Raw genomic sequence first — 24056 nt, forward strand, 5'->3', positions numbered from 1 at the left:
TCCCCTATTCCTACTACGAATCTTCCTGTTGCTTAAACTTCTAATGTCTCACCGACTGCAAGGATCTGGCCCACACCTGCCGGCAATAAATTCACGAAGGTTTGCGGATCTTGCTTGATCATTGGAAACGTATTGTAATGGATCGGTACTACTTTGCTCGCGTTTAAAAGGGCCGCTGCTGTTGCGGCATCTTGAACGCCCATCGTAAAATTATCCCCGATCGGTAAAAATGCCACATCGATGTCGAAACGTTCACCGATCATCGCCATATCGCTAAAGAGTGCAGTATCTCCAGCGTGGTAGATGGTTTTGCCTTCTGCTTCTAAAATGATTCCAACAGGATTGCCCATATAGATCATCGTTCCGTCTTCTTCAAGGCCAGAGCTGTGTTTCGCTTCCACCATTGAGATTTTGCCAAACGGAAACTCAAAAGAACCTCCCATATTCATGCCATGCGTCTCAGCAACGCCTTTGCGGGCTGCATAGCGGCAAATTTCAACGACACTGATCACTGGCGCTTCATTTCTTTTGGCGATCGGCACCATATCCCCAATATGATCACTATGACCATGCGTGATCAAAAGCCAATCGGTTTCCACTGTCTCTGCATCTAAATCAGTCAGAGCATTTCCAGTAATAAAAGGGTCAAACAACAATTTTTGGCCATCCGCTAATTGGATAGCAAGCACTGAGTGTCCGTGATACGTGAGTTTCATACAACATTCCCCTTTCCATCTAAGTAATACAGTCTAATATTTTTCATTATAACAGATAACGCCAGAAATCCAAAAGCACAAATTCTGGCAGCTTTATTACATCCGTCCTTTTTCTGGTTCTTGTCAAGAAAAATAAAGAAACTGTTCTACCCTTTCTGAATAAGGAATAGAACAGTTCGACCTGATGACTTCAAGCGATCATAGCGTTTTCTTACGTCCGCCTTGTTTATAGATGCGCCAGACTGTTAAGAATAACGCCGTGATGCAAAGAAGGAACGCCCCAAAGAAGGTGATTTTCATGCCATAGGCAAAAATATCTGCCCGACCTGCGATATAGGTCGTCACATGCTTTCCATACGCTTGACTCATTGCTGCATAGAGAATCGTCGTTGCTAAGGATATCCCTAACACCATGCCCAAATTGCGGGCAAAGGAATTTAGACTACCTGCCACCCCAAGATTTTCTTTGGTGACACTGCTCATTACCATCGTATTGTTTGGGGATTGGAACAACGAATTGCCAAGTCCCATGATGGCAGTGGCAACGATATAATACCAAATCGGCGTATCCTGATTCATAAACATATACATCAGCTGAGTGATCGACAGCAACGCTAAGCCAGCTAAGACCAAAATCTCCGGTCCTACACGGTCCGTCAAATACCCGCTAAGTGGTGAACCAATGACCATCATCAAAGGAAAGACCATCATCAGCATTCCTGCCACGCTCGGCGTTAAGCCTCGGGCACTTTGCAAGTAAAAGGGAATCACGACATTGACAAAAAAGTTTGCAGAAAAGATCAGCAACGCCGTGATCAGGCTCATGGTGAAAATTTTATTACGAAAGATCCCAAAGGTAATCAGCGGTTTGCTCAGACGCGCTTCTACTCGCAAAAAGACGATGAATGCCACTAAAGCGATCCCACCCAACAGCAGCGGCAGCCACGTTAGAAAGCCACGCTCTTGTCCAAGAAAAATGCCGCCGAAGAAGCTGATAATTGCAATTGAAAACAGCACAAACCCGGTTTTATCAATGGAATCATGACTCATGGTAATATCTTTTGGTAACACCTTTTCTCCAGCAATCATCGTCAGAATACCGACAGGAACATTGATCCAAAAAATAAACGGCCAAGAAAAATGCGCCAAAATCACTCCGCCTAATCCAGGACCGGCGATGGAGCCTAACGAAACAAAGGCACCAATCATCCCTAAGGCGCGTCCTCGTTCACTCATAGGAAAAACTTCAGTAATGATTCCGGTATTCGTCGCCATCGTCATGCTAGCACCGATCGCTTGCACCACTCGGGCAAATAAAAGAAATGCTAAGGAGTGATTAAACCCGCATAACAGCGAACCGATAATAAAAATTAGCATTCCCAAGCGGAAAACTTTGATTTTGCCCCAACTGTCCCCTACCTTACCGAATAATAAAAGGCAGGCACAAACGATCATCAAGTAAACGGACACGACCCATTCCGCTTGATTCATAGGTACACCCATATCTGCCGAGATCGTCGGCAATGCGATATTTACGATACTCCCATCCAGTGTTGACATAAAGGTAAACATCGAAACAGCAATGAGAATCCACCACTTTCTCTGTTGTACTACTGGGTTTTCTTGATAACTATTCACAAATCGACCATCCTCTCTTTGCTTATTTTGTTCCTCTAGTCTTAGGGGGACAACTTTGTATTATTGATCGAAATCCATTCGCCGTCAATCCTTATCTGCCCATTCACGATCAAAATAAGGGGCATTTATTGAAAAAACGCCGCCTGTTTCTTGCACAAAAAAAAACAAAAGCTTCGGCGAAAAGAAATCGGCCGTCAAACGGCTATTCTTTCACCAGCTTTTGTCAGTAGGTCAAAACGAATTATTTACGGTTGCGATTTCTTTGGCTTGATTCCATGATGACCGGCAAGATGACTGGACGGCGTTTGGTTTGTTCAAACAAGAAACGACTCAAACGATCACGGATATCTTGTTTCAATTTGCTCCATTCAAACTCTTCATCATGAAGGTGTTTTTCTACGATTTCTTCTACGATCTCGCCACTTTCACGAATCAGGTCACGGCTGGCTTTCACGTAGACAAACCCGCGAGAAGTGATTTGAGGGGCAGAAATAATTTTCTTTTCGCGACGATTGATCGTCACTACTGCAACGAAAATTCCATCTTCAGATAAGACTTTGCGGTCTCGCAGGACGATATTCCCAATATCTCCGACACCGATCCCGTCGATCATGACGTTTTCAGCTGGGACCGCACCTGCGGCGATCATTTCGCCTTTTTTGTATTCTAAAACATCCCCACGCGCAGTAATGAAGATATTTTTCATCGGAATCCCGACTTCTTGCGCCAAGTCCACATGGGCGGCTAATTGGCGGTACTCGCCTTGAATAGGGATAAAGTACTTCGGTTTCATCATATTCAACATCAGCTGCAGATCATTCGGGTTGGCATGACCAGAAACACGGAAATTATCCGAGATCTGTTTCACGGTACCGCCAGCGCGATAGATGATATCTTCCGTTTTCGCAACCACCGTTTCCATTGCCGTTGTCGGCGTCGTTGTGATGTAAACAAGATCTCCTTCTTTGATGCGCAGCGTCCGGTGAGAGCCGTTGGCCATTTTTTGCAACGCTTTGATTGGTTCCCCCATACGACCTGTTTCTAAAATCAACAACTGTTCGTCTGAGTATTTTTTCATTTCTTTTTGGGTGATCAGCAAGTCTTCGGCAGGTAATTTTAATTTCCCTAACTTCATGGCCGTTTTGATGATCCGACCAAAATCTTGACCAGTCAAAACGACTTTGCGGTCAGAACGAAACGCCGCATCTAATACTTGTTGCACCCGTTGCAAATTGCTAGCAACGCTAGCGACGATGATCCGACCTTCCCAGTAACGGATATTGTCATAAACTTCATCTTGGATCGTCAATTCAGAAGCAATCGGCGTTGGATTTTCGGCATTTGAGGACGTACTTAGCAATGCTAAGACTCCTTCTTTTCCAATTTCCGCTAAGCGGCCAAAATCGGTTTGATACATAGGGATCGCTGTTTGGTCAAACTTGAAATCTCCTGTATAAACGATATTGCCAGCTTCTGTTTTTACGCTGATTCCAACAGAATCAGGGATAGAGTGGGTCGTACGGAAAAAGCTGATGGTCGCATGGCCAAAGTCGATCTCCGAATGTTCATCGATCACATGAAAATCTTTGAAGCGCTTGGTAGCTTCATTTTTATTCACGGTCAATTTTGCTAGTTCGATCGTTAACTCGGTCCCAAAGACCGGTACTTGGATATTCTCCAAGAAATAAGGCAATGCACCAATCGCATCTGCATGCCCGTGGGTCAAGAAGACACCAGCCACACGGTCGGCATTTTCTTCTAAATATGTGAAGTCTGGAATCACTGTATCGATCCCTAATAATTCATTTTCTGGGTAACGGACACCGCAATCCAGCACAAATATATCCTCGCCAACTTCAGCAATGTACATGTTCTTTCCGTTTTCGCGTACACCGCCAAGAGGAATGATTTTTATCGTTTCCACTTTTATTCACCTCTTAATTTTTTTCTACTGTATTATTTCCCAAGCATAAGCCGTCCCTATTATTATACAACAAAAATAACAATATTACTTGCAATCAATCGCAAAATCTCGCAACGTTAAGGTTTTTCGTTAGCGCAATGACACAAAATAGCGCAAACATTCGCAATAAAACGCAACTAAAGGGTAGTCAAAGGAATTCAAAAATGCGGGAATGCATACATATATTTTTTGATTTTTCAATTAGTCTCAAAATATCTAGATGAGTTAACAATTTTGCTTTTTCTTATATATTTTAGAAAAAATTCATAGTTATCTGGTATTTTAAAAATGTAATCGATACCATTCGAGAGAAAGAAGGTATTACATGAAAAAATATATTATTGTTGGATTGATAACATTATCCTTTTTTTTAGCAAGTTGCTCAAAAACTCCTGAAGATGAGCTGTCTAACATCATGAAGCAGTCACTTGAAACAAGGTGGTCGTATGATGTAAAAGATGAAAACAATTGGAAATTAATACAAAAAAGTCTACGAGCAGAATTAAATTTTCTAAAAGAACATACTGGCTTACTAAGTACGGACGACTCGAAAAAAATTAAACATGCCGAACTAAGATCGGCATTCGAGAATTATTACGCTGCCTTAGTAGCATTAGAAAGAAGCGCCGAGTATCAAACTAACGAATACCTCACTCCGGAACAATATAAAAAATCCGTTGAAAAGTACTATTCTACGATGTCAAAATCTATAGCTATTATTCATAAGCATTCCCCTATTAAAGTAGAAGAAAAATACGAATCAAACCTTGATCACATGCTTACTATTAATGATAACTCAAAAGAAGAAAAAACAATCCCTAAATGATTGAGGCAAACACCCTATCTTTTCGTTTAAAGAAGCCCCGGTTCTCCTGTTTGACCCTGAGCTTCTTTAAATCTTCTCTGGATTTCACAAAATGTTTATTCTTTTGATTCCTTTTGGTTTGAATCTTTGTATTTTGACTCTTTTTCATTTTCGTTATTCTTATTAGGCACTTGTTTATTCTCCTGATGAATTAAAGAATCCATAATATTACTTAATGTTGCATCTTTGATTTTCACATTTGCAGCTTTCAATTCCTGACTTATTGATTGTTTTACGAATTTTTGATCAGCTAATTGTTTTTCAATTATAATTTGCTTTAACTCGTCAGAATATTTTTCAATATCATCTCCTTTTTCCTGGTTCTGAATCATTTTAACTATATAGTAACTCGTTTGTTTTGTCATAAGATTCTTTACCGGAATAATCTCTGAAATATCGCTGTTACTTAGTTTGAAGCTAGCTTCTTTCACTTCTTCTGGCACAGATGAAGCATATGAATGAAATGTCACTTTCCCATCATTGGAATTTGATTTTTGATCTATTGATTTTTCCTTCACCAACTTCGAGAAATCTTCTCCCTCATCTAAAGATTTTTTTACTTTTTTTGCATCCTCTTCATTTTTCAATTTAATTTGCTGTACTTCTACTTCTGGATGGAAAGTCTCCCATATTTTTTTTAATTTCTCTTGATTTACTTCTACATTAGTTTCTAGGCCCTTTTTAAAGGCTAGTTGTTGCTTTATCTTTCGCTTTACTTCTGATTCCGTATTACCAGACTTAGCTAATTGAGAATCGAAGGATTTCCCGGCTTGTTCTTTGATTTTATTAAACTCTTTCTCAATATCCTTCGTAGCTATTTCGTCTCCATACTTATTCTCATACACTCGTTCAACTACCATCTGCTGGATTGCTGAATCTGCACCTTTGATTTTTTTTAATTGATCATTGATGTCTTTTTGTGTTATTGTACCACCTTTAAAGCTTACTGCGGTCTCTTTATCAGCACTCTTAGAGCATGCCGAAAACAAAAGCAATCCTACTGACATAGCTACAAATAAAAGTTTTTTTCTCATCTTACAGTTCCTCCATTTTTGTGAATGTTTGATAATCAAATACGTATTTTCACTTAAAGAAGTCCTGGTTCTCCTGTTTGAACCGGGACTTCTTTAGCCATTATCTAGTTTTGACAAACAAATTTATTCATTTGATTTCTGTCCATTTGAGTCTTTAGATTTTGATCCCTCCCCTTTTTCCTTGTTTTGATTCGGTTCTTGCTTCTTAGGCATTTGTTTCTTAGGTGTCTGCTTTTTAGGTGTCTGTCCTTTAGGTGTCTGTTTCTTAGGCGTCTGCTTTTTAGGTGATTGCTCGGAACCATATTTATTTTTTTGCTTTTGTTCGGTTTTCGGTGATTTTTCTGGGTTTTTTTTTGAACTTCCGGGTCCACATGCTGCTAAACTGATGACTGCCAACGCTGCTGTTACTACCAAAAAAACTTTTTTCATAAATCCACTTCCAATCTTATTTTTTTGTGTCCTTGACACACCTTTAATGTAAACGATAGGAAGGAATATTATTTTTACATTTCCTTAATTATAATTTAAGTTGAGCTTACATTAACGAAAGGTAACAATTGTTCGAAAATTATGTTTGAACAAACAATGTCTTTGACACATTTAAAAACAAATGTTCTTAATAAAATATTCTTTTATCACACAAATATGTGCTATTTATGATTTTTTTAATTTCATTCTATGTATCCACCTTTCAAAATAAGGTAGGTTTTATCACTTTACACTATTGTTCATTTTAACTCCGTAAAGAAATGTTAGATGCCTACTATAAAAATTATGCTAGATCCTAAACAGCACACAAAAAAAGAAAAACTTAGCGGACAAAAAATATAGAAAAAGAGATAGCCTAATTGGTAGAATTTAGTCGACTAAGATAAAATCACATCAGACAAAAGACCAACTTTTGCTTTATTGAGTAACAAAAACAGAATTACGCTTGGCATGTACACGATTTCACTGCAAAGAATGTCAGTCGGTATTCACCGCTCAAACAAATTTTGTGGATGAAAACTGCTATCTCTCAAAAGAATCAAATGAAATAAAAAACCAGTTAAGCACTATACCTAACTGGTTTTAACTAAGTTTCAATTATGTCTTTCTCTACCAACACTAAATGGCAAAGAATCATTATACAATAAAAAAAGAAAAGCGTGGCATTCACCACACTTTTCTGAAAAACTTATGGTTTACACATGAACTAATCCTTGCTGATGCAGGCTTTCGGCGATTTGAACAGAGTTCCATGCCGCACCTTTCAGCAAATTATCAGAAACGACCCATAAATGCAAGCCGTTTTCGACATCCAAATCTTTGCGAATCCGACCAACAAAGGTTTCCGTTTTGTCCACACTGGTCAAAGCTTGCGGGTACACTTGTTGACTCGGATCATCTTGCAAGACAGCTCCTGGGGCTTCGATGATCCACTGCCTAACTTCCTCAACACTGGCATGGTCTTTGGTCTCGATATAAATCGACTCCGAATGACCGCTAAACACAGGGATTCTCACACACGTAGCTGCTACTTTGATCTGCGTATCTTCCATGATCTTCTTTGTTTCATTGATCATTTTCCACTCTTCATAAGTATAGTCATCTTCAGCAAAGACATCGATTTGTGGCAAGGCATTAAACGCGATTGGGTAGTGCTTTTTATCGCTGCCTGCTGGTAAAATCTCAGGGTTTAGTTCATCAGCGGCTTTGCCGGCTAATAGTTCTTGAGATTCACGAGTCAATTCAGCCAATGCTTGTGCGCCAGCACCTGAAACTGCTTGATACGTTGAAACCAAGACCCTCGATAAACCGACTTTTTGACGAATCGGTTCTAATGCCACCATCATTTGAATCGTTGAACAATTCGGATTGGCAATGATTCCTTTATGTTGTGCTAATGCATGAGGATTCACCTCAGGAACGACTAGAGGAACATTCGGATCCATCCGAAAATGACTGGTATTGTCGATTACGACTGCACCGTGTTTGACTGCTTCTGGAGCAAATTGTTTTGAAATGCCACCACCGGCACTGAACAATGCAATATCGACTCCCGCAAAGGAATCTGCGGTCAGCTCTTGAATAACGAGCGGTTCATTTTTGAACACAAGGGTCTTCCCAGCAGAACGTTTGGATGCCAACAACGTTATTTTTTTGATCGGCAACGTGGTCTTCTCCAACATCTCAATCATTTTTGTTCCTACTGCGCCGGTAGCTCCGACAACTGCTATGTGATACCCTGTACTCATCAAATCACTCCTCGAATAAAAATACATTTTTACTAGTTTATCATATCTTGTAAAAAAGAAAAGGCCTTTCGTGGAAAGAAGCGCAAAAAGAAGGCAGAACTATCTAAATTTTCAATCGTTTTCCCCGTTTCAGGAAAAAACTACCTATATTTAAGGGTTATCATTTGTCACATTTAGGTGTTATAGGATATAATACCGACAGAAGGAATTTTGGGGAAGATTCTTTCCAACGTGCATGGGGAAATTAAAAATACCCAAAACATTGAATGAGGCAAGAATTGCATATGCAATTCTTGCCTCATTTTTATGCTTCATTCGATTCTTCGTTATTTACTTTCACGATAGCAAAGCCTTTGTTATCGATGATCATCGTCTCATCTTCCAGTTGGACAAACTGTTCCATCAAAATTGAATCAGGACGAGAGAGTGTAAGTTGGTCCTCGCCAGTGTTGAAAATACCGATGATCCGCTGTGCCCCCAACTCTCGTTCGAAAATGATCAGGCCATCTTCTTCCGAAACCCAGTTCCAACTCAAGGAACCTTCAGATAAGACTTTTTGGTTGTCTTTGCGTAGTTTGATCAATGACTGGGTGAAATGCAGCAAATCACGATCTTGCTTTTCCTCATCCCAAATCATACATTTACGACAATCCGGATCCATATCACCGGTCAAACCAATCTCATCGCCGTAATACAGGCAAGGAACTCCTTGTTGCAGATACGTAAAGGCCATCACTTGGCGCATCAAGTCTTTGTCTCCCCGAGCCAAAGTTAACAAACGCGGGGTATCATGAGAATCTAAAATATTGAACTGCACTTGGTTGGTTTGCTCCCGATACAACATCAGCTGGTTATTTAATTCCGAGACCATTTTCGTCATGGAGATCTCGTCTTTGACAAAATATTCAATAATTGCATCTGTAAAGGCGTAGTTCATCACTGCATGAAACTCGTCGCCTTGTAACCAGCGTTGAGAAGAATGCCAAATTTCCCCAAGGATATAAAAATCATCTTTGGCCTCATCACACACTTGGCGGAATTTTTTCCAGAAGAAGTGACTAACTTCATTAGCCACGTCCAAGCGCCAAGCATCGATATCAAATTCTTCGATCCAATAACGAGCGATCTTCAACAAATAATCTTGCACATCGGGATTTTCCGTATTGAGTTTCGGCATATGCGGCGTAAAGGCAAAAACATCATAGGTGATGTCATAAGCATCTTCAAAGTTTTCCCCTTCTTTGTAGTTGACAGGAAACTCATTGATGTGGAACCAATCAGCAAACGGCGAATCTTTGCCGTTTTTGATGACATCTAGCCATTGATGCGAAGTATCCCCCATATGGTTGAAAACAGCATCCAGCATAACTTTGATGCCGCGTTTGTGGCATTCCTCCACTAATCGTTTAAAGGTATCGTTATCACCAAAAGCAGGATCGATGGCCAAATAATCGATGGTATCATACTTGTGATTCGAATATGCCTCAAAAATCGGACAGAAATAGATCCCATTGATTCCTAGATCGACAAGGTAATCCAAATGATCGATGACTCCTTGTAGATCCCCACCGAAAAAGTCTTGGCGATCGGGATTTTTTGAGCCCCATGGCAACACACCTTCAGGATCATTTGATGGGTCCCCATTTGCAAAGCGCTCAGGGAAAATTTGATACCAAACCGTTTCTTTCGCCCACTCGGGAATTTTGAAACGATCGGCTTCTTGGAAGTAAGGCATCCGAAAATAATTGTTGTTCATTTCTAAATATTGCTGTTCAAAGGGGTAGACCCCGTGATCCCCATAGAAGACATGCAACCCATCGTAACTTTCGATGGAAAAGCCGTAAGACAAACGGCGGAATTCTGCTCCGACCGATACTTGCCAATAATCATGCAAGTCCGTGGAAAGAATTTTTTGCATTTCAATTCTTTGTTGGTACCAAGCTTCTTTATACAGTGTGTAAGGATCACCGCAAAGCAGCTGGACATGGCGGACGTCTTGACGGGCGGTACGCAAACGGATATGCATTTTATCCTTCTCGTACAAATACGCAAATTCACTTTCGGGACGATGATAGATGGCAGTAGTATTCATAGCAGACTCCTTTGACTTGTTTGATATACCCATTGTCGCACAAATCAGAAGTCAAAACAAGAGAAAAACGCAATCGGTTGCTTTATCTAATAAATCGATAATATAGGTCAATATGAAATTAATTCAGCAATTAAAAAGCAAACGATTGCTTCACCCTTTTTTAATCAAACTGTGTCTTCTTCTCACATTGATTGCCAGTCCGTAAAATGTCATATTTCCGCAAGATCCCCACTGCCTCCGTCAACGACTGACTCAACTGCTGGATATCTTCCGCAGCCATTTGAGCGGTTTTGGCATTCAAGCGTTCTTCCACTTGTTTTTTCTTTTGGACAAACAACTGCTTCCCAGCTTCTTCCAAATAAACATTGACGTTGCGACGATTGACGCCGTTGGTTTTGCGTACCACAAAGCCAGCCTTTTCCAACCCCGAGATCGAACGACTGATTTGGACTTTTGATGTACCGATTTGCTGGGCCAACTCGGACATCGTAATTCCTTCATTACTAGAGATCACCACGAGTTCCAAGATTTCCATTTTGGTCAATTTTAAATCTTCCAGACCGATTTCTTCAAACAATATGTTTCCCATCAGCGAAAATATCTCCGCAAACACTGCCATATTGAATGTTCCTAACGCTTTTTCCATACTCTCCCTCTTTTCTGTCTTTAGTTTAGTATAAATTATTTATTTAAACAATGATAATCGTTGATTTTTGTTAACCATTATGATAGCGTGGTTACATAATGAAAATAATCGTGAAAACGGCAAGAAAAGAGTGACCCCATGTTAGAATTAAAAGATATCAAGAAGTATTATACAGTTGGCTCCAGTACTACGAAAGCCCTCGACGGCGTCACCGTCGCCTTTCGTAAACAAGAGTTTGTTGCCATTTTAGGGCCAAGCGGCTCTGGGAAAACAACCATGTTGAACGTGATCGGCGGCTTAGATAATTACGACTCTGGTGATATGATCATCAATGGCAAATCAACCAAATCCTTTAAAGACCGCGACTGGGATGCCTATCGGAACAATTCGATTGGCTTTGTCTTCCAAAGCTACAATTTGATCAGTCATTTAGGCATCATCGACAACGTCGAGCTTGGGATGACCTTGAGCGGTGTGTCAAAAGAAGAAAAACGAGCCAAAGCAACCGATGCTTTGACGCGTGTGGGCTTGGCAGAACATATGCACAAAAAACCAAATCAGCTTTCTGGTGGTCAAATGCAGCGGGTAGCGATCGCCCGTGCCTTAGCAAATGATCCTGATATCCTCCTTTGTGATGAACCTACAGGTGCCTTAGATTCAGAGACCAGTGTCCAAATCATGGAACTGATCCAAGAACTATCAAAAGAAAAATTGGTCATCATGGTTACTCATAATCCTGAATTGGCCCACAAATACGCTGGACGGATCATTGAATTCAAAGACGGACGAATCATTAAAGATTCGAACCCCCATGTTGAAGGACAAAAGAAAGACCAATTCGAATTAAAGCACACAAAAATGAGTTTTATGACGGCCTTACGTTTGTCGTTTAACAATATCCGAACCAAAAAAGGGCGCACCTTCTTGACAGCCTTTGCTTCTAGTATCGGAATCATCGGAATCGCCATTGTTTTGTCACTATCAACGGGATTCCAAAAACAAATCGACAATACCCAGTCAGAAACATTAGCTCGTTTTCCGATCACGATCTCACAAGTGGCCACTGAACAAGATCCATCAGCGATGGGTACGCGGGATAAATCTGAAGATTTCCCTTCAGATAAAGAGGTCACTGCCAAATTAAGTGATACGGATCGTGCAACCCATATCAACAAAATCGATCAAGAGTTTCTCGATTACATCAACGACATTGATCCTGAGTTAAGTAACAATATCGGCTACACTCGTTCAACTTCATTGAATCTTTTCCGCAAGATCGATGACAATGTGGAACAAGTCAGCTTCTCCAACGCGTCGCCTGACAATGAACAGACCAATGCCATGATGTCTGCCATGAGTGCCTCAACCGGTATTGGGGTTTCGACTTTCCCTGAGCAGTTATCAGAGGATAACGGCAATTTCTTGAAAGACAACTATGACCTTTTAGAAGGCAGCTACCCAAGTGCCAGCACAGATGTCGTTTTGATCGTCGATGAAAACAACGTAACGAATGTCAATGCATTGATCAATCTCGGTTTTGATATTGAAGATGGTGACACGGTTTCCTTCGACGATATCGTGGGAACAAAAATCACATTGGCGTCTAATGATGCCTTTTACACCGAATTGCCGACTGGAAACTTCATTCCAAACCAAGATTTAAATGAAGTTTTCGATAACAGCAACAACAAAGAATTAACGATCAGCGGAATCTTACGTATCAAGCAAAACTCTACGATGAACTTGCTTTCAACCGGCATTGCCTACAGTGATGCCCTCGCGCAAGAAGTGATCAAAGAAAACCAAGACTCAGCGATCGTCCAAGCACAAAAAGATAGCGACACCAACGTGATGACGAATGAACCCGTTGACGAAAGTGCCAAAGATTCATTGATCGCTTATCTCGGCGGCAGTGATTTACCAAACAGCATTATGATCTATCCAAATGATTTCAGTGCCAAAGAAAAAATCCTTGATTACTTGGATGACTTCAACAAAGGCAAAGACAAAGAAGACCAAATCGTTTATTCCGATTTAGCCGGTACGATGACTCAATTGACTGGTGGCTTGATGGATGCCATCACCTATGTCTTGATCGCTTTTGCAGGAATCTCCTTGGTAACCAGCATGATCATGATCGGTATCATCACTTATACCTCTGTACTAGAACGCACGAAAGAAATTGGGGTCTTAAAAGCATTAGGTGCTCGTAAAAAAGACATCACCCGCGTCTTCGATGCCGAAACCTGTATTTTAGGGATCGCTTCAGGGGCTTTAGGTGTCCTAATTGCTTGGTTAGCTACATTCCCGATCAACGCGATCTTATATAGTATGACTGATCTCGAAAATGTTGCTCAATTAAATCCGGTCCACGGCCTGATCTTGATTGCCGTAAGCACCGTTCTAACCATGATTGGCGGCCACATTCCAGCTCGAATGGCAGCGAAAAAAGATGCAGCGATCGCTTTACGCGCCGACTAATTTTATAAGAAAACCTAACAGGCAGCAGCCATCCCCTTGGCTGCTGTTTTTTTGTCCTTCCTTCTGACTTCCAAAAGGTTTCTCTTGAAAAATCCATAAATGAGGAATACAATAGATTTGTTTTTAGGTATACCTAAAAAGATAGGGTGTGAAACGATGAATGAAGAAAAAAAATTGATCCAAGCGGCCAACGGTCCTAGCTTGGAAGAAATAAATAATACAGTTGCCATCCCAAAAAACGGCAGCTTTTGGCGCAATCTCTTAGCGTTCTCTGGTCCTGGGGCATTGGTAGCCGTGGGCTATATGGACCCAGGAAACTGGATCACCTCGATCGGAGGCGGTGCTGAATATGGCTATCTCTTACTTTCTGTGATCTTGATTTCCAGTTTGATCGCTATGCTACTGCAATACATGGCAGCCAAGCTAGGGATCGTGACCCAGATGGACCTTGCGCAAGCAACTCGTAAACACACCAGCAAAGGTTTAGGCTTTGTCTTGTGGATCGTCACCGAATTGGCTATCATGGCAACGGATATCGCGGAAGTGATCGGAGGAGCGATCGCTCTCAATCTACTATTCGGCTTACCGTTATTAGTTGGGGTCATCTTAACGATTTTCGATGTATTGCTTCTGCTCTTTTTAATGAAACTAGGTTTCCGTAAAATCGAAGCGATCGTCATGACACTGATTTTGGTCATTATGCTGGTCTTTTGTTACGAAGTCATTATTGCTCAACCGGATCTACCGGCTGTCTTGCAAGGCTTTATTCCCCAAAAGCAAGTCTTGAACCATGGACAGCTGACAATGGCATTGGGGATCGTTGGTGCGACTGTGATGCCCCATAATCTCTATCTGCATTCTTCGATCTCCCAGTCACGAAAAATCGATCGCAGCGATACCCAAGAAGTGGCAACGGCCGTGCGGTTCGCTACTTGGGATTCCAATATCCAATTATCCGCTGCGTTTTTGGTCAATTGCCTGCTTTTGATCTTAGGAAGCGCCTTGTTCTTTGGTCATAGCGAAGAAGTCGGCACCTTCTCCGCGCTGTTCAATGCATTGCAAGATTACTCCATTGCTGGTGCTGTCGCCAGTCCAGTCTTGAGCGTTCTGTTTGCCGTAGCGCTCTTGGCATCCGGTCAAAATTCAACGATCACTGGGACACTGACAGGCCAAGTCGTGATGGAAGGATTTATCCATATGAAGATCCCTACTTGGGCGCGACGTCTGATCACCCGTGGCTTATCGGTGATCCCCGTCTTGCTTTGTACAATTTACTTTGGCGGCAACGAACAAGCTCTGGACGATCTGCTGATCTATTCGCAAGTCTTTTTAAGCATCGCCTTACCCGTTTCGATGATTCCGCTGGTTCTTTTTACCAGCTCAAAAAAAATTATGGGGAAACGCTTCAAGAATCCGCTATGGGTCTCTACCTTAGGCTGGATTTGTGCCATTGCACTGACGGTCTTGAATGTCCGCTTGATCATCGAAACACTCGGCAACTTCTAATATCGAAAAAAGCTTACGAGGTAGCCTCGTAAGCTTTTTTGGTTAATTCGTTTCTAAATCATGTAAAAACAGACCGCTCAACAGTTTTGGTTCAAACCAAGTTGATTTTGGCGGCATGATTTCTCCCGCATCGGCTACTGCCAAAAGATCGGCCATTTGCGTTGGATACATGGAAAAAGCCAATGTCCATTCTCCGCTATCCACCAAACGTTCCAATTCTTCTGGACCACGAATCCCGCCGACAAAATCAATGCGTTTGTCTGTCCGCACATCTTGGATCGCGAAAATATCAGCCAGCACGTATTGTTGTAAAAGCGACACATCCAGCTGTCCTACCGCATCTTGCGGCACAGATTCCGGTTTGATGGTCAACTCCCACCACGCATGGTTTAGGTACAGATGAATCGAACCACGTTGCGCTGGTTTCTTCGTTGTAGTTTCTTGAATCGTAAAATGCTGGGCTGCCTGCTCAAAAAAGGTTTCTGGCACCGGTACCCGCAAGACCCGATTGTATTCCCAAATCGCTAATTCATTTTCTGGGAATAAGATTGCTAAAAAGCGGTCGCTTTCTTGGCTGCTTTGGCCATCGGCTCGCTTTTGCAAGCCAACTTTAACTGCTGACTCTGTACGGTGATGTCCATCCGCAATATAGAGGGCATCTACAGCCTGAAACTGCTGGGCAAAAGAGGCGACTAGCGCTGGATCATCGATCAGCCAAACACGATGCTGCACCTCATGATAGCTGACAAAATCATAGATCGGCGCATGCTCTGCTTGCCACGCATCGATCGCTTCTTTGACTGCTGCTGGTTGGCGATAGCTCAAGAAAATCGGACTTGTATTGGCATCACATGCCAGAATATGATTGATCCGATCGATTTCTTTTTCTGGACGGGTAAACTCGTGTTTCTTGATTTTCCCAGCGACATAATCATCGATCGAGGTACAGGCGACAAGCCCAGTTTGACTTCTGCCAGCCATCGTCAATTCATACAAATAATATGCGGGCGCCGTTTCTTGAATCAACCAGCCTTCTTCTTGAAAAGATGCAAGATTTTCAGCCGCTTTTTGATACACCGGTGGATCATAAGGATCGATTCCTGGCAAGTCGATCTCCGAACGGTCGATGTGGAAATAGCTGTAAGGATTGCCTTGCGCAAACGCTGCGGCTTCTTGTGAATTGACCACGTCATAAGGCAGCTCGGCCACTTTTTCTGCCAATGAGGCTTCTGGACGAATGGCTTTAAACGGAAATACTTGAACCATTAATACCCAACCTCCTGATTCTTGATGACCCGTACACGAACGATATTTTCGTTCTCCCGCAGTTTATCGGCTAATTGATTCAATAAGGCTTCATCTTCAGAAGCGACATCGGCTAGGGTGTAAGCAAAGTCTTCCCGGCCACGATTCAGCATATTGTCGATATTGATCCCAGATTCCGCAATGATCGATGAAATCTGACCTAACATATTCGGTACATTGCGATTGATGATCGTCAGACGATAAGGCGAATGAAAGGCCATCTCAACGGTTGGAAAATTCACCGAGCGCTTGATGGTTCCGAATTCCAAGAATTTTTTCAATGTTCGGGCTGCCATCTTGGCACAGTTGACTTCAGCTTCTTCTGTTGATGCTCCTAAATGCGGCAAGACGAGGACTTTTTCATTGTGCAGCAATTGTTCATCCGCAAAATCAGTCGTATAGCCCGCTAAACGGTCGGCTTTTAACGCACGTAAAACGGCATCTGTATCGACGATTTCTTTACGGGAAAAGTTGAATAGCTTCGTTGTTGGTTTCATTTTCGCGAGTTCGGCTTCCCCGACGAGATGATGGGTATTTTCCATTAGCGGCACATGAACCGTAATAAAATCACAGGTTGAAAAGACTTCCGCAATATCATTGGCACGCTTGACCCGACGAGAGATCGTCCAAGCAGTATCCACTGACACGTAAGGATCATAACCGACTACTTCCATCCCTAGACGATAAGCATCGTTGGCGACCATCGCTCCAATAGAACCAAGGCCGATGATTCCTAACTTTTTGCCTTCTAACTCTGTTCCAGCAAATTGACTTTTTTGCGCTTCTGCTTGTTCTTCCACATTATCACCACTCAAGGTTTGGACCCATTGGGCACCTCGTAAAATCGGGCGGACACTTAAGAGCAGACTAGCAATCACTAATTCTTTGACCGCATTGGCATTGGCACCGGGTGTATTAAAGACGACGATCCCTTTTTCAGTACATGCTTTGACGGGAATGTTGTTGGTCCCAGCCCCTGCACGAGCAATACCTAAGACACTTTCAGGAAAAGCGTAATCGTGCAATTTCTGGCTGCGCAGCAAAATCCCTTGCGGTTGGTCGCTCTCGTTGATGGCATACTTTTCTTTTTCTAAACGCTGTAATCCTTCTGGTGCGATCGCATTGAATGTTTTGATTTGGAACATTTATTTGACCTCCGCTTCAAATGATTTCATAAAGTCGACTAACGCTTGAACGCCAGCTAATGGAAAGGCATTGTACAAGCTTGCTCGCATTCCTCCAACGGAACGATGCCCTTTCAAGTTCTCAAAACCAGCTTCGACAGCTTCTTCATTGAAGCGCTGATCTAATGCTTTATCCCCTGTTACAAAAGGAATATTCGTTAGTGAACGGCTATCAACAGCCACAGGACTACTGTAAAGAGCAGAGGCTTCGATCGTTTCGTATAAAAGCGCCGCTTTTTGGCGGTCTTGTTCTAAAATTGCAGGAATGCCGCCTAATTCTTCCAACCATTCAAACACCAATTTAGCAATATAGATAGCATACGTTGGTGGTGTATTGTACAATGAGTCATTTTTAGCCTGTAGACGATAATCCAGCATTGGAGCGAAAACAGCATCATCATTGAGTAAATCTTCTCGGATGATCACTACCGTCAACCCTGCAGGACCAATATTCTTTTGGGCCCCAGCATAAATCACACCGAAGTCTTCTACGCGATAGTCATTGGCTAAAATATTTGAGGACATGTCTGCTACGATCGGCACATTGCCAGCCTGCGGAATCGTTTGAAAGGCCGTCCCTTCAATGGTATTGTTCGTGGTGATATGCAAATAAGCCGCTTCTTGATCGATCGCATCTTCTGAAATTTCTGGAATATAGGTAAAGTTTTGATCCTCACTAGAGGCAACAACTTCCACCGTCACGTTTCCAAGCGATTTTGCTGCTTCAATAGCTTTTTTCGACCAAGAACCGGTATTTACGTATAAGGCTTTTTTGTTTTGTGCAAGATTTAAAGGGATCATACTGAATTGGAGACTCGCGCCGCCTTGTAAAAACAGTACCTGATAGTTTTCAGGAATTCCCATCAATTTTCGTAAAAGTGCTTCTGCATCTTTAATGATCGCTTCAAACAAGGAGGACCGATGACTCAGCTCCATAACGGACATCCCACTTCCGCGGTAATTCAAAAGTTCGGATTGTGCTTTCTCCAATACGGGACGGGGCAATACGGCAGGACCAGCTGAAAAGTTATAAACTGTCATACAAAAAATCTCTCCTTTATGTTAGATGTGAAAATCATTATAACAGATAGCCGAAAATGAAAAAAGCCTTAAAAGAGAAAATAATTTTGAATTTTCAGAAAAGACTACCAATTTCTTAACGTTCGTCATTTCGGCATTTTTTCAAACAGCCAGCGAGAAATTTCATTGTAAACGATCTCGCGGTTGCGCTCATTCAAAATCTCATGACGTCCCTGCTCAAGCAAATACATCGTCACGTCAGCATTTTGCTTCAGCTGCTGAGCCAATTGGCGGACGCTTTTGCCATAGTGCCCCACAGGATCGTCTGCACCTGAAATCAAGAGCAGCGGCAATTCTGGGTCAATCCTGCGCAGTTGTTCCGGATCACTGGCAGCTTGCGTCAATGTAAAGAGATCCTTGTAAGCCGCTAAGGAAAAATGAAATTGCGTGTAAGGGTCCTTCAAGTAGCGATCCACTTGTTGCGGATCACTGGTCAACCAATCCTTGGCGGTCCGATTGGGACGAAAACGCCGGTTGTGCTGGCCAAAAACTAGCTGTTCCATTACGTGATAAGGCCATTGCTGAGCGGCAAACGGCCGCAACAAGTTCGTGACAAGTTTGCCTCCTTGCATCAGCACGGCTTTTTCCATCGTGGTGCCCATGAGGATCGCTCCTGTCAATGGATGTGGCTGACTAAACAAATAATTCCGCAACACCAGCGACCCCATACTGTGCCCTAAGATAAAGTATGGTCGGTCTGGGTAGCAAGCAGCGGCGTACTGATGGACCACTCCCACATCTGCCACTAAATAGTTGGCGCCCTCTTTTTCACCAAAATGCCCATAGGCCTGTGTTTCTTTCACGGATTGCCCATGCCCTAAGTGATCATGACCGACCACCGCATAGCCTTGCGCAGTCAAACATTCCGCAAACTCGTGGTAACGTTCAATGTGTTCGATCATTCCGTGAACGATTTGCACGACTGCTTTCGGCTGTTCTTCTGGCAGCCACGTTTTGACAAAAAGCTGATCCTTCCCATTTGATGAAGTCAGCTTTTCTTGATTCATCCTCATAGTTCGCACCTCTTTTGCTTTTTCTTTTCCCTTCGCCAAATAAAACGGTCGTTTTCTTTATTATACATGGAATTTTAGGCTATGGCGGTAGGAGTTGGGAATTTTCAAGGATAAAAAAATCCTGCCACATTGTCTAAAGACAAAGTAGCAGGAGTCAAACGATCATCACCCATCGCTTGGATTTAAAAAACTTCCTCATTATTCTTTATTGGAATTTGACGATTTCTAAACGATCAATACTTAGCGTATCAATCCCAATCTCAGACGAAAGGGTGATTTCCTGCGATCCTTTCGGTAACTTCATGCGGACTTGTAGCGGTTGATAATATTCGGAAGGATAGACATCCACCACGTGGTTTGCTTGTTTCGTTTCAATCCTGACCTGAATTGGGTCATTCAAGGAGAGATAATCAGTGGTTTTGACATAGGCAATCACCAGAAATTCGTCTGCTTCTTCAATCTGCGGGGCAAAGATAATTTTGTCAGTCGTTGATTCAAAGCCTTGGACGACTTTCTTAGAGAGTGCTGCCTCATCTTCGACAAGCACTAAATCGCCCTCCAGCAAAGCACGGCTAGCAGTTAATCGCAGTCGATTGGGCTCAGCTTTTGGCAACGCTTGAACATGCCATTCATCCAAAGGAGCTTCCATTAGAATTTTATCCTCTTGATCCCAACCAAACTTTTGTAAGCGGATCGAACGGTTCCAGCCCGAATGATCCCACCGAGCAGCATGATAAATCAGCCAGTCTTCAGAACCATCTTTTGATTTGGCAAATCCATTATGACCAGGTCCATAGACAGTGTTTGTCTGTTGGAAAATCGGCGCTGGTTCCTTTTGCCAGTTCGCTCTTTCTAGCGGATCATCAGCCACATCTAGGGTCATAAGACCAAGAGCGTAATCATTGTCCCAGCTTCCACTGGCAGAGTATACCAAATTGACTGTTTCGTCTTTGATCATCACTTGAGGGGCTTCATTGATCAATGGTGTTTGCCGCATTTCCCATTCATATTCTGGTTCTGAGATAAGTCGTTTCTCCCCAATCACTTCCGTAGGGGAGGCCATTTCCGCTAAATAAAGATTTTGCGCGACATTTTCATACCCTTCCCAGCCCGACCAAAGGAAATAGCGTTTGTCATTGATCTCTAAGACTGTTCCATCAATCGCAAATTTATCATCCATCCCTTTGATCTCTTCCAATTGCCACTCACCCATGTAAGGATCTTTTTGATGATTGACTAATGCGTACATACGATGCGTTTCTGAAGGACGATTAGCCGCGAAATACATCACCCAGCGATCATCTAAGTAATGAAGCTCAGGTGCCCAGATACTTTCAAATTCTGCTGGCATTTCCCAGATGATCTTTTTTTCACCAGCAGCAACGTGAGAGAGGTTTTCAGCACGCCAAAGCGTTAAATTATTCCCAGTCGTTTTGGTATAATAAAAGAACGCTTCCGTTTGCAAGATCCAAGGATCTGCCCCATCATTATCGATAATTGATGTAAAATCGGACACTTCTTCCCCTGGATCAGTTCCAGCGCTACAACCGGTTATCATAAGCGCAGCAATCAAGATACTTACTCCACTGAGCCAAGCTGCTGATTTCCCCATCGGACATCGCTCCTTTCCTTACCAATCATTTTATTCTATCTGTGGTGGATGAAACTGCTCATTGATCTCTTTAATCGCTGCCAAATCAACTTTTGGTTGGCGGTCATAGGTCAGTAATCCATTGATTTCTTGTTCAACATCTGTCAACTGAGTGTAGCAATAGCCCCAGAGTCCGACAGAATCATAAACAGCTGTCATGATTCGCTGATAATCCTTCAAGAAATCTTGTTGATTTTCCACTGAGGTATAGCCCCAACCGGGTTGCCCCGAAACATCGAAGCCAATACCGCCAAACTCAGTCAATAAAATAGGCTGATCCTGATAAGAAAATCCTCCAGCGAAAATCGGCCAGGGGGTCGATACTCGATTCACCAATTTTTCTCTCGTGCTGAGACTGTCTTTGAAGTATAGATATTTTTGCCGCTCAGATTCTTGCCCATGCGCATAATTATGAATCGCACAAATATCTGTCTCCGTCATCGCCCAACCATCATTTGAAATAACCAACCGTTGCTGGTCTAGCGAATGGATAAAGTGATACATTGCTTGAGAAAAATGCTGTTGCTGACGATCAAATGATATTTTTGGTACACCCCAGCTCTCATTGATTGGTACCCAAGTAACGATCGAAGGGTGACTATAGTCCCGAGTGATGATCTCTGCCCACTCTTGCATCAAACGCATCACAGAACGATCGGTATAGATTGCCGGCGCCGCACACTCTCCCCAAACAAGAAATCCTAATTTATCTGCCCAGTATAAAAAGCGTGGGTCTTCTGTTTTTTGATGTTTTCGGCAACCAGTAAATCCCATTTCTTTGGCCAATAAGATGTCTTGTTTAAAGTCCTCATCTGTTGGTGCAGTTAACAAACCGCTCGGCCAATATCCTTGATCGAGCACCAGCTTCTGGTAGTAAGGCTTGTTATTTAAGTAAATCATACCGTTTTCTGTATGTATTTTACGCATACCAAAATAACTTTTTAGCTGATCGATGGCATTCCCTGCTTCTCTAAGCGTCAATTCAACATCAAATAATTGCGGCTTTTCAGGTGTCCAAGACCAGCCTTCGTGGTGAAAATTCGTCCGAAAAATTTCTTGCTGGAAAATATCAACTGCAAAACTCAACTTAGAAGTGATAAAGTCTGCCTTTCCGCTGGTAACTAAAGCATCTTTAAAATAGATTTGATATTCTAAGACTACTTGCGGCTGTAACTGGTTCAGTTCTACATCGATCTTCACGGCGCCAGCATCAAAATCACTCGTAAATTTCACCTGTTGCAGATGGGTTTCAGCAACTACTTCAAGCCAGACTGGCTGCCAGATCCCTGTTGAGTTTGTGTACCAGATTCCTGCTGATTCTTCTTCCCAAAATTGTTTCCCCCGTGGAATGCTTTCATCAAAATGCGGGTCAAATGCTCGCACACTTAGTATTTGCTCTTGTCCAGATACTAGAGCATCCGTGATGTCTATAGCAAACGAGGTATGCCCTCCGCAATGATTTTTCACATGATTGCCATTGACAAACACATCTGCTTCATAGTCCACCGCCCCAAAATGCAAAAGGACACGACTTTTTTCAGGGACTTGCACATTGAAGGTCCGATAATACCATACAACGTCGTGCACTTCTCGATGATCAATGCCGCTCAATGCACTTTGATAGACAAAGGGAACATTGATCTTGTACGGATAGTTTGCTTCATTTGTGTACCACTTTTCTTTTAAACCAAGATTTTGGTCATCAAAGGTAAATTGCCATTCACCATTTAAGCTTAACCAATTCTCTCTCTCAAATTGCGGTCTCGGGTATTCTTCTCTACTCATATTTCCTCCAAAAACAAATTATTTTATGCCACTTTGCAACGACATTGACGCCATAAAGCTTTTTTGCGCCACCAAATACAATAAAAAGGTAGGGATCAAAGCCAAGATTGCTCCGGCAGTTCCAATTCCCGGATAGGTCATGTATTGCCCTTGTAGCAACTGCAGCCCCGGTGTAATCGGTAATTTATCAATATCGTTTATCACGATCGATGGCCACAAGAAGTCATTCCATGAGCCAGTAAAACTAAATAACGCAACCACCGTCAATACAGGTTTGATCAGTGGTAAGATAATATGATAAAAGATTTGAAACTCGTTGGCCCCATCGATCACAGCCGATTCATCCAATTCTTTAGGAATCCCTAAAATGAACTGCCGAACGAGGAAAATGTTATAAACACCTGCAGCCCCAGGAACGATGACTGCCAGAAATGTATTGGTCCAACCTAACGTATCAACGATTTTAAAATTCGGGATCAAATTGACCACCCCGGGAAACATCATCGTTCCTAACAATAGGGCAAAAATCAAATCTCTCCCCTTAAAGGTGAGTCGTGTATAGCCATAGGCTGCAAACGAGACGATCACCATAACCAACAGCGTATGTGAAGTTGAAATAATCATTGAATTCACAAACCAGCGGAACACAGGAGAAGAATCATTGCCTTGTAACAAGCCCAAAAAGTTAGTCAGCGTCCAATCTTGTGGAATCAAACTGAACCCAACCTTTTGAATCTCTGCCTCCGATTTAAACGAGGTAAAAATTGCCCATATCAAAGGAAAGAGCCAAATCACACAGACGATCGCTAGCAAAATAAAGGCAATTCTTTTCCCTAGTTTGTTTTCTCGCATCTTCTTCC

18 protein-coding genes are annotated in these 24056 nt (G+C 42.4%); 3 read left to right on the plus strand and 15 right to left on the minus strand.

Features of this window, described 5'->3' with window-relative positions:
* Window positions 1-32 precede the first annotated feature (32 nt).
* The 3 genes from ACIPK1_RS02935 to ACIPK1_RS02945 all read right to left on the minus strand — a co-directional run bounded on the left by ACIPK1_RS02935 (window position 33) and on the right by ACIPK1_RS02945 (window position 4278).
* Window positions 33-716, minus strand: coding sequence for a metal-dependent hydrolase (locus ACIPK1_RS02935; protein ID WP_005233945.1), 684 nt, complete (start codon window positions 714-716; stop codon window positions 33-35).
* A gap of 198 nt (window positions 717-914) precedes the next feature.
* Window positions 915-2354 carry an MFS transporter gene (locus ACIPK1_RS02940; RefSeq protein WP_008380496.1) on the minus strand — a complete coding sequence of 480 codons (1440 nt, stop codon included), beginning with the start codon at window positions 2352-2354 and terminating at the stop codon, window positions 915-917.
* Between the two features lie 241 nt (window positions 2355-2595).
* Window positions 2596-4278 carry a ribonuclease J gene (locus ACIPK1_RS02945; protein ID WP_005228243.1) on the minus strand — a complete coding sequence of 561 codons (1683 nt, stop codon included), beginning with the start codon at window positions 4276-4278 and terminating at the stop codon, window positions 2596-2598.
* A 364-nt stretch (window positions 4279-4642) separates the two neighbouring features.
* Here ACIPK1_RS02945 and ACIPK1_RS02950 point away from each other — a divergent pair, with 364 nt between their 5' ends.
* Window positions 4643-5143, plus strand: coding sequence for a hypothetical protein (locus ACIPK1_RS02950; RefSeq protein WP_301388833.1), 501 nt, complete (start codon window positions 4643-4645; stop codon window positions 5141-5143).
* Window positions 5144-5238: 95 nt separating this feature from the next.
* Here the strand turns inward: ACIPK1_RS02950 and ACIPK1_RS02955 are convergent, their stop codons facing one another.
* The 5 genes from ACIPK1_RS02955 to ACIPK1_RS02975 form a co-directional block, all read right to left on the minus strand.
* Window positions 5239-6216, minus strand: coding sequence for a peptidylprolyl isomerase (locus tag ACIPK1_RS02955; protein WP_301388831.1), 978 nt, complete (start codon window positions 6214-6216; stop codon window positions 5239-5241).
* Window positions 6217-6339: 123 nt separating this feature from the next.
* Window positions 6340-6645, minus strand: coding sequence for a hypothetical protein (locus tag ACIPK1_RS02960; RefSeq protein ID WP_301388829.1), 306 nt, complete (start codon window positions 6643-6645; stop codon window positions 6340-6342).
* A 755-nt stretch (window positions 6646-7400) separates the two neighbouring features.
* The gene (locus ACIPK1_RS02965) at window positions 7401-8453 is read right to left on the minus strand and encodes an aspartate-semialdehyde dehydrogenase (protein ID WP_301388827.1); all 1053 of its coding nucleotides are present in this window, start codon (window positions 8451-8453) and stop codon (window positions 7401-7403) included.
* 304 nt (window positions 8454-8757) lie between these two features.
* Window positions 8758-10545, minus strand: a complete 1788-nt coding sequence (locus ACIPK1_RS02970; protein ID WP_034872136.1) for a glycoside hydrolase family 13 protein — start codon at window positions 10543-10545, stop codon at window positions 8758-8760.
* Between the two features lie 160 nt (window positions 10546-10705).
* Window positions 10706-11191 (minus strand): MarR family winged helix-turn-helix transcriptional regulator, encoded by a 486-nt coding sequence (locus ACIPK1_RS02975; protein ID WP_301388824.1) that lies wholly within the window; start codon window positions 11189-11191, stop codon window positions 10706-10708.
* A gap of 138 nt (window positions 11192-11329) precedes the next feature.
* Between ACIPK1_RS02975 and ACIPK1_RS02980 the strand changes: the two genes are divergently transcribed.
* Together ACIPK1_RS02980 and ACIPK1_RS02985 are read left to right on the plus strand one after the other, a co-directional pair.
* Window positions 11330-13672: an ABC transporter ATP-binding protein/permease gene (locus ACIPK1_RS02980; RefSeq protein ID WP_016612861.1), complete on the plus strand. Its 2343-nt coding sequence runs from the start codon at window positions 11330-11332 to the stop codon at window positions 13670-13672.
* A gap of 156 nt (window positions 13673-13828) precedes the next feature.
* Window positions 13829-15178 (plus strand): Nramp family divalent metal transporter, encoded by a 1350-nt coding sequence (locus ACIPK1_RS02985; protein ID WP_301388822.1) that lies wholly within the window; start codon window positions 13829-13831, stop codon window positions 15176-15178.
* Between the two features lie 42 nt (window positions 15179-15220).
* Here the strand turns inward: ACIPK1_RS02985 and ACIPK1_RS02990 are convergent, their stop codons facing one another.
* The 7 genes from ACIPK1_RS02990 to ACIPK1_RS03020 all read right to left on the minus strand — a co-directional run bounded on the left by ACIPK1_RS02990 (window position 15221) and on the right by ACIPK1_RS03020 (window position 24048).
* Window positions 15221-16444, minus strand: coding sequence for a DUF1015 domain-containing protein (locus tag ACIPK1_RS02990; protein ID WP_400449883.1), 1224 nt, complete (start codon window positions 16442-16444; stop codon window positions 15221-15223).
* Window positions 16444-17628: a phosphoglycerate dehydrogenase gene (locus ACIPK1_RS02995; protein WP_016609459.1), complete on the minus strand. Its 1185-nt coding sequence runs from the start codon at window positions 17626-17628 to the stop codon at window positions 16444-16446. The genes ACIPK1_RS02990 and ACIPK1_RS02995 overlap by 1 nt, the downstream gene beginning before the upstream one ends.
* Window positions 17629-18708, minus strand: a complete 1080-nt coding sequence (gene serC / locus ACIPK1_RS03000; protein WP_086372363.1) for a 3-phosphoserine/phosphohydroxythreonine transaminase — start codon at window positions 18706-18708, stop codon at window positions 17629-17631.
* Window positions 18709-18833: 125 nt separating this feature from the next.
* Window positions 18834-19760, minus strand: a complete 927-nt coding sequence (locus ACIPK1_RS03005; RefSeq protein WP_086372364.1) for an alpha/beta fold hydrolase — start codon at window positions 19758-19760, stop codon at window positions 18834-18836.
* 205 nt (window positions 19761-19965) lie between these two features.
* Window positions 19966-21372 (minus strand): glycoside hydrolase family 43 protein, encoded by a 1407-nt coding sequence (locus ACIPK1_RS03010; RefSeq protein ID WP_301388813.1) that lies wholly within the window; start codon window positions 21370-21372, stop codon window positions 19966-19968.
* Between the two features lie 30 nt (window positions 21373-21402).
* Window positions 21403-23196, minus strand: a complete 1794-nt coding sequence (locus tag ACIPK1_RS03015; RefSeq protein ID WP_301388811.1) for a glycoside hydrolase family 2 protein — start codon at window positions 23194-23196, stop codon at window positions 21403-21405.
* An 18-nt stretch (window positions 23197-23214) separates the two neighbouring features.
* On the minus strand, window positions 23215-24048 hold the full coding sequence (locus ACIPK1_RS03020; protein WP_061053283.1) for a carbohydrate ABC transporter permease: 834 nt from the start codon (window positions 24046-24048) through the stop codon (window positions 23215-23217).
* Window positions 24049-24056 lie beyond the last annotated feature (8 nt).

Origin of the sequence: Enterococcus sp. NPDC086594 (assembly GCF_044746145.1) — a bacterium.
In the GTDB taxonomy this organism is placed as follows: domain Bacteria; phylum Bacillota; class Bacilli; order Lactobacillales; family Enterococcaceae; genus Enterococcus_D; species Enterococcus_D entomosocium.

Excerpts from the sequence above, each read along its gene's own strand:
- ACIPK1_RS02975 (WP_301388824.1), bottom strand. The coding sequence starts at position 11,191 with ATGGAAAAAGCGTTAGGAACATTCAATATGGCAGTGTTTGCGGAGATA.
- ACIPK1_RS02960 (WP_301388829.1), bottom strand. The coding sequence starts at position 6,645 with ATGAAAAAAGTTTTTTTGGTAGTAACAGCAGCGTTGGCAGTCATCAGT.
- ACIPK1_RS02985 (WP_301388822.1), top strand. The coding sequence starts at position 13,829 with ATGAATGAAGAAAAAAAATTGATCCAAGCGGCCAACGGTCCTAGCTTG.
- ACIPK1_RS03020 (WP_061053283.1), bottom strand. The coding sequence starts at position 24,048 with ATGCGAGAAAACAAACTAGGGAAAAGAATTGCCTTTATTTTGCTAGCG.
- ACIPK1_RS02970 (WP_034872136.1), bottom strand. The coding sequence starts at position 10,545 with ATGAATACTACTGCCATCTATCATCGTCCCGAAAGTGAATTTGCGTAT.
- ACIPK1_RS02935 (WP_005233945.1), bottom strand. The coding sequence starts at position 716 with ATGAAACTCACGTATCACGGACACTCAGTGCTTGCTATCCAATTAGCG.
- ACIPK1_RS02995 (WP_016609459.1), bottom strand. The coding sequence starts at position 17,628 with ATGTTCCAAATCAAAACATTCAATGCGATCGCACCAGAAGGATTACAG.
- ACIPK1_RS02980 (WP_016612861.1), top strand. The coding sequence starts at position 11,330 with ATGTTAGAATTAAAAGATATCAAGAAGTATTATACAGTTGGCTCCAGT.
- ACIPK1_RS03015 (WP_301388811.1), bottom strand. The coding sequence starts at position 23,196 with ATGAGTAGAGAAGAATACCCGAGACCGCAATTTGAGAGAGAGAATTGG.
- ACIPK1_RS02990 (WP_400449883.1), bottom strand. The coding sequence starts at position 16,444 with ATGGTTCAAGTATTTCCGTTTAAAGCCATTCGTCCAGAAGCCTCATTG.
- ACIPK1_RS03005 (WP_086372364.1), bottom strand. The coding sequence starts at position 19,760 with ATGAGGATGAATCAAGAAAAGCTGACTTCATCAAATGGGAAGGATCAG.
- ACIPK1_RS02950 (WP_301388833.1), top strand. The coding sequence starts at position 4,643 with ATGAAAAAATATATTATTGTTGGATTGATAACATTATCCTTTTTTTTA.
- ACIPK1_RS03010 (WP_301388813.1), bottom strand. The coding sequence starts at position 21,372 with ATGGGGAAATCAGCAGCTTGGCTCAGTGGAGTAAGTATCTTGATTGCT.
- ACIPK1_RS02965 (WP_301388827.1), bottom strand. The coding sequence starts at position 8,453 with ATGAGTACAGGGTATCACATAGCAGTTGTCGGAGCTACCGGCGCAGTA.
- serC (WP_086372363.1), bottom strand. The coding sequence starts at position 18,708 with ATGACAGTTTATAACTTTTCAGCTGGTCCTGCCGTATTGCCCCGTCCC.
- ACIPK1_RS02955 (WP_301388831.1), bottom strand. The coding sequence starts at position 6,216 with ATGAGAAAAAAACTTTTATTTGTAGCTATGTCAGTAGGATTGCTTTTG.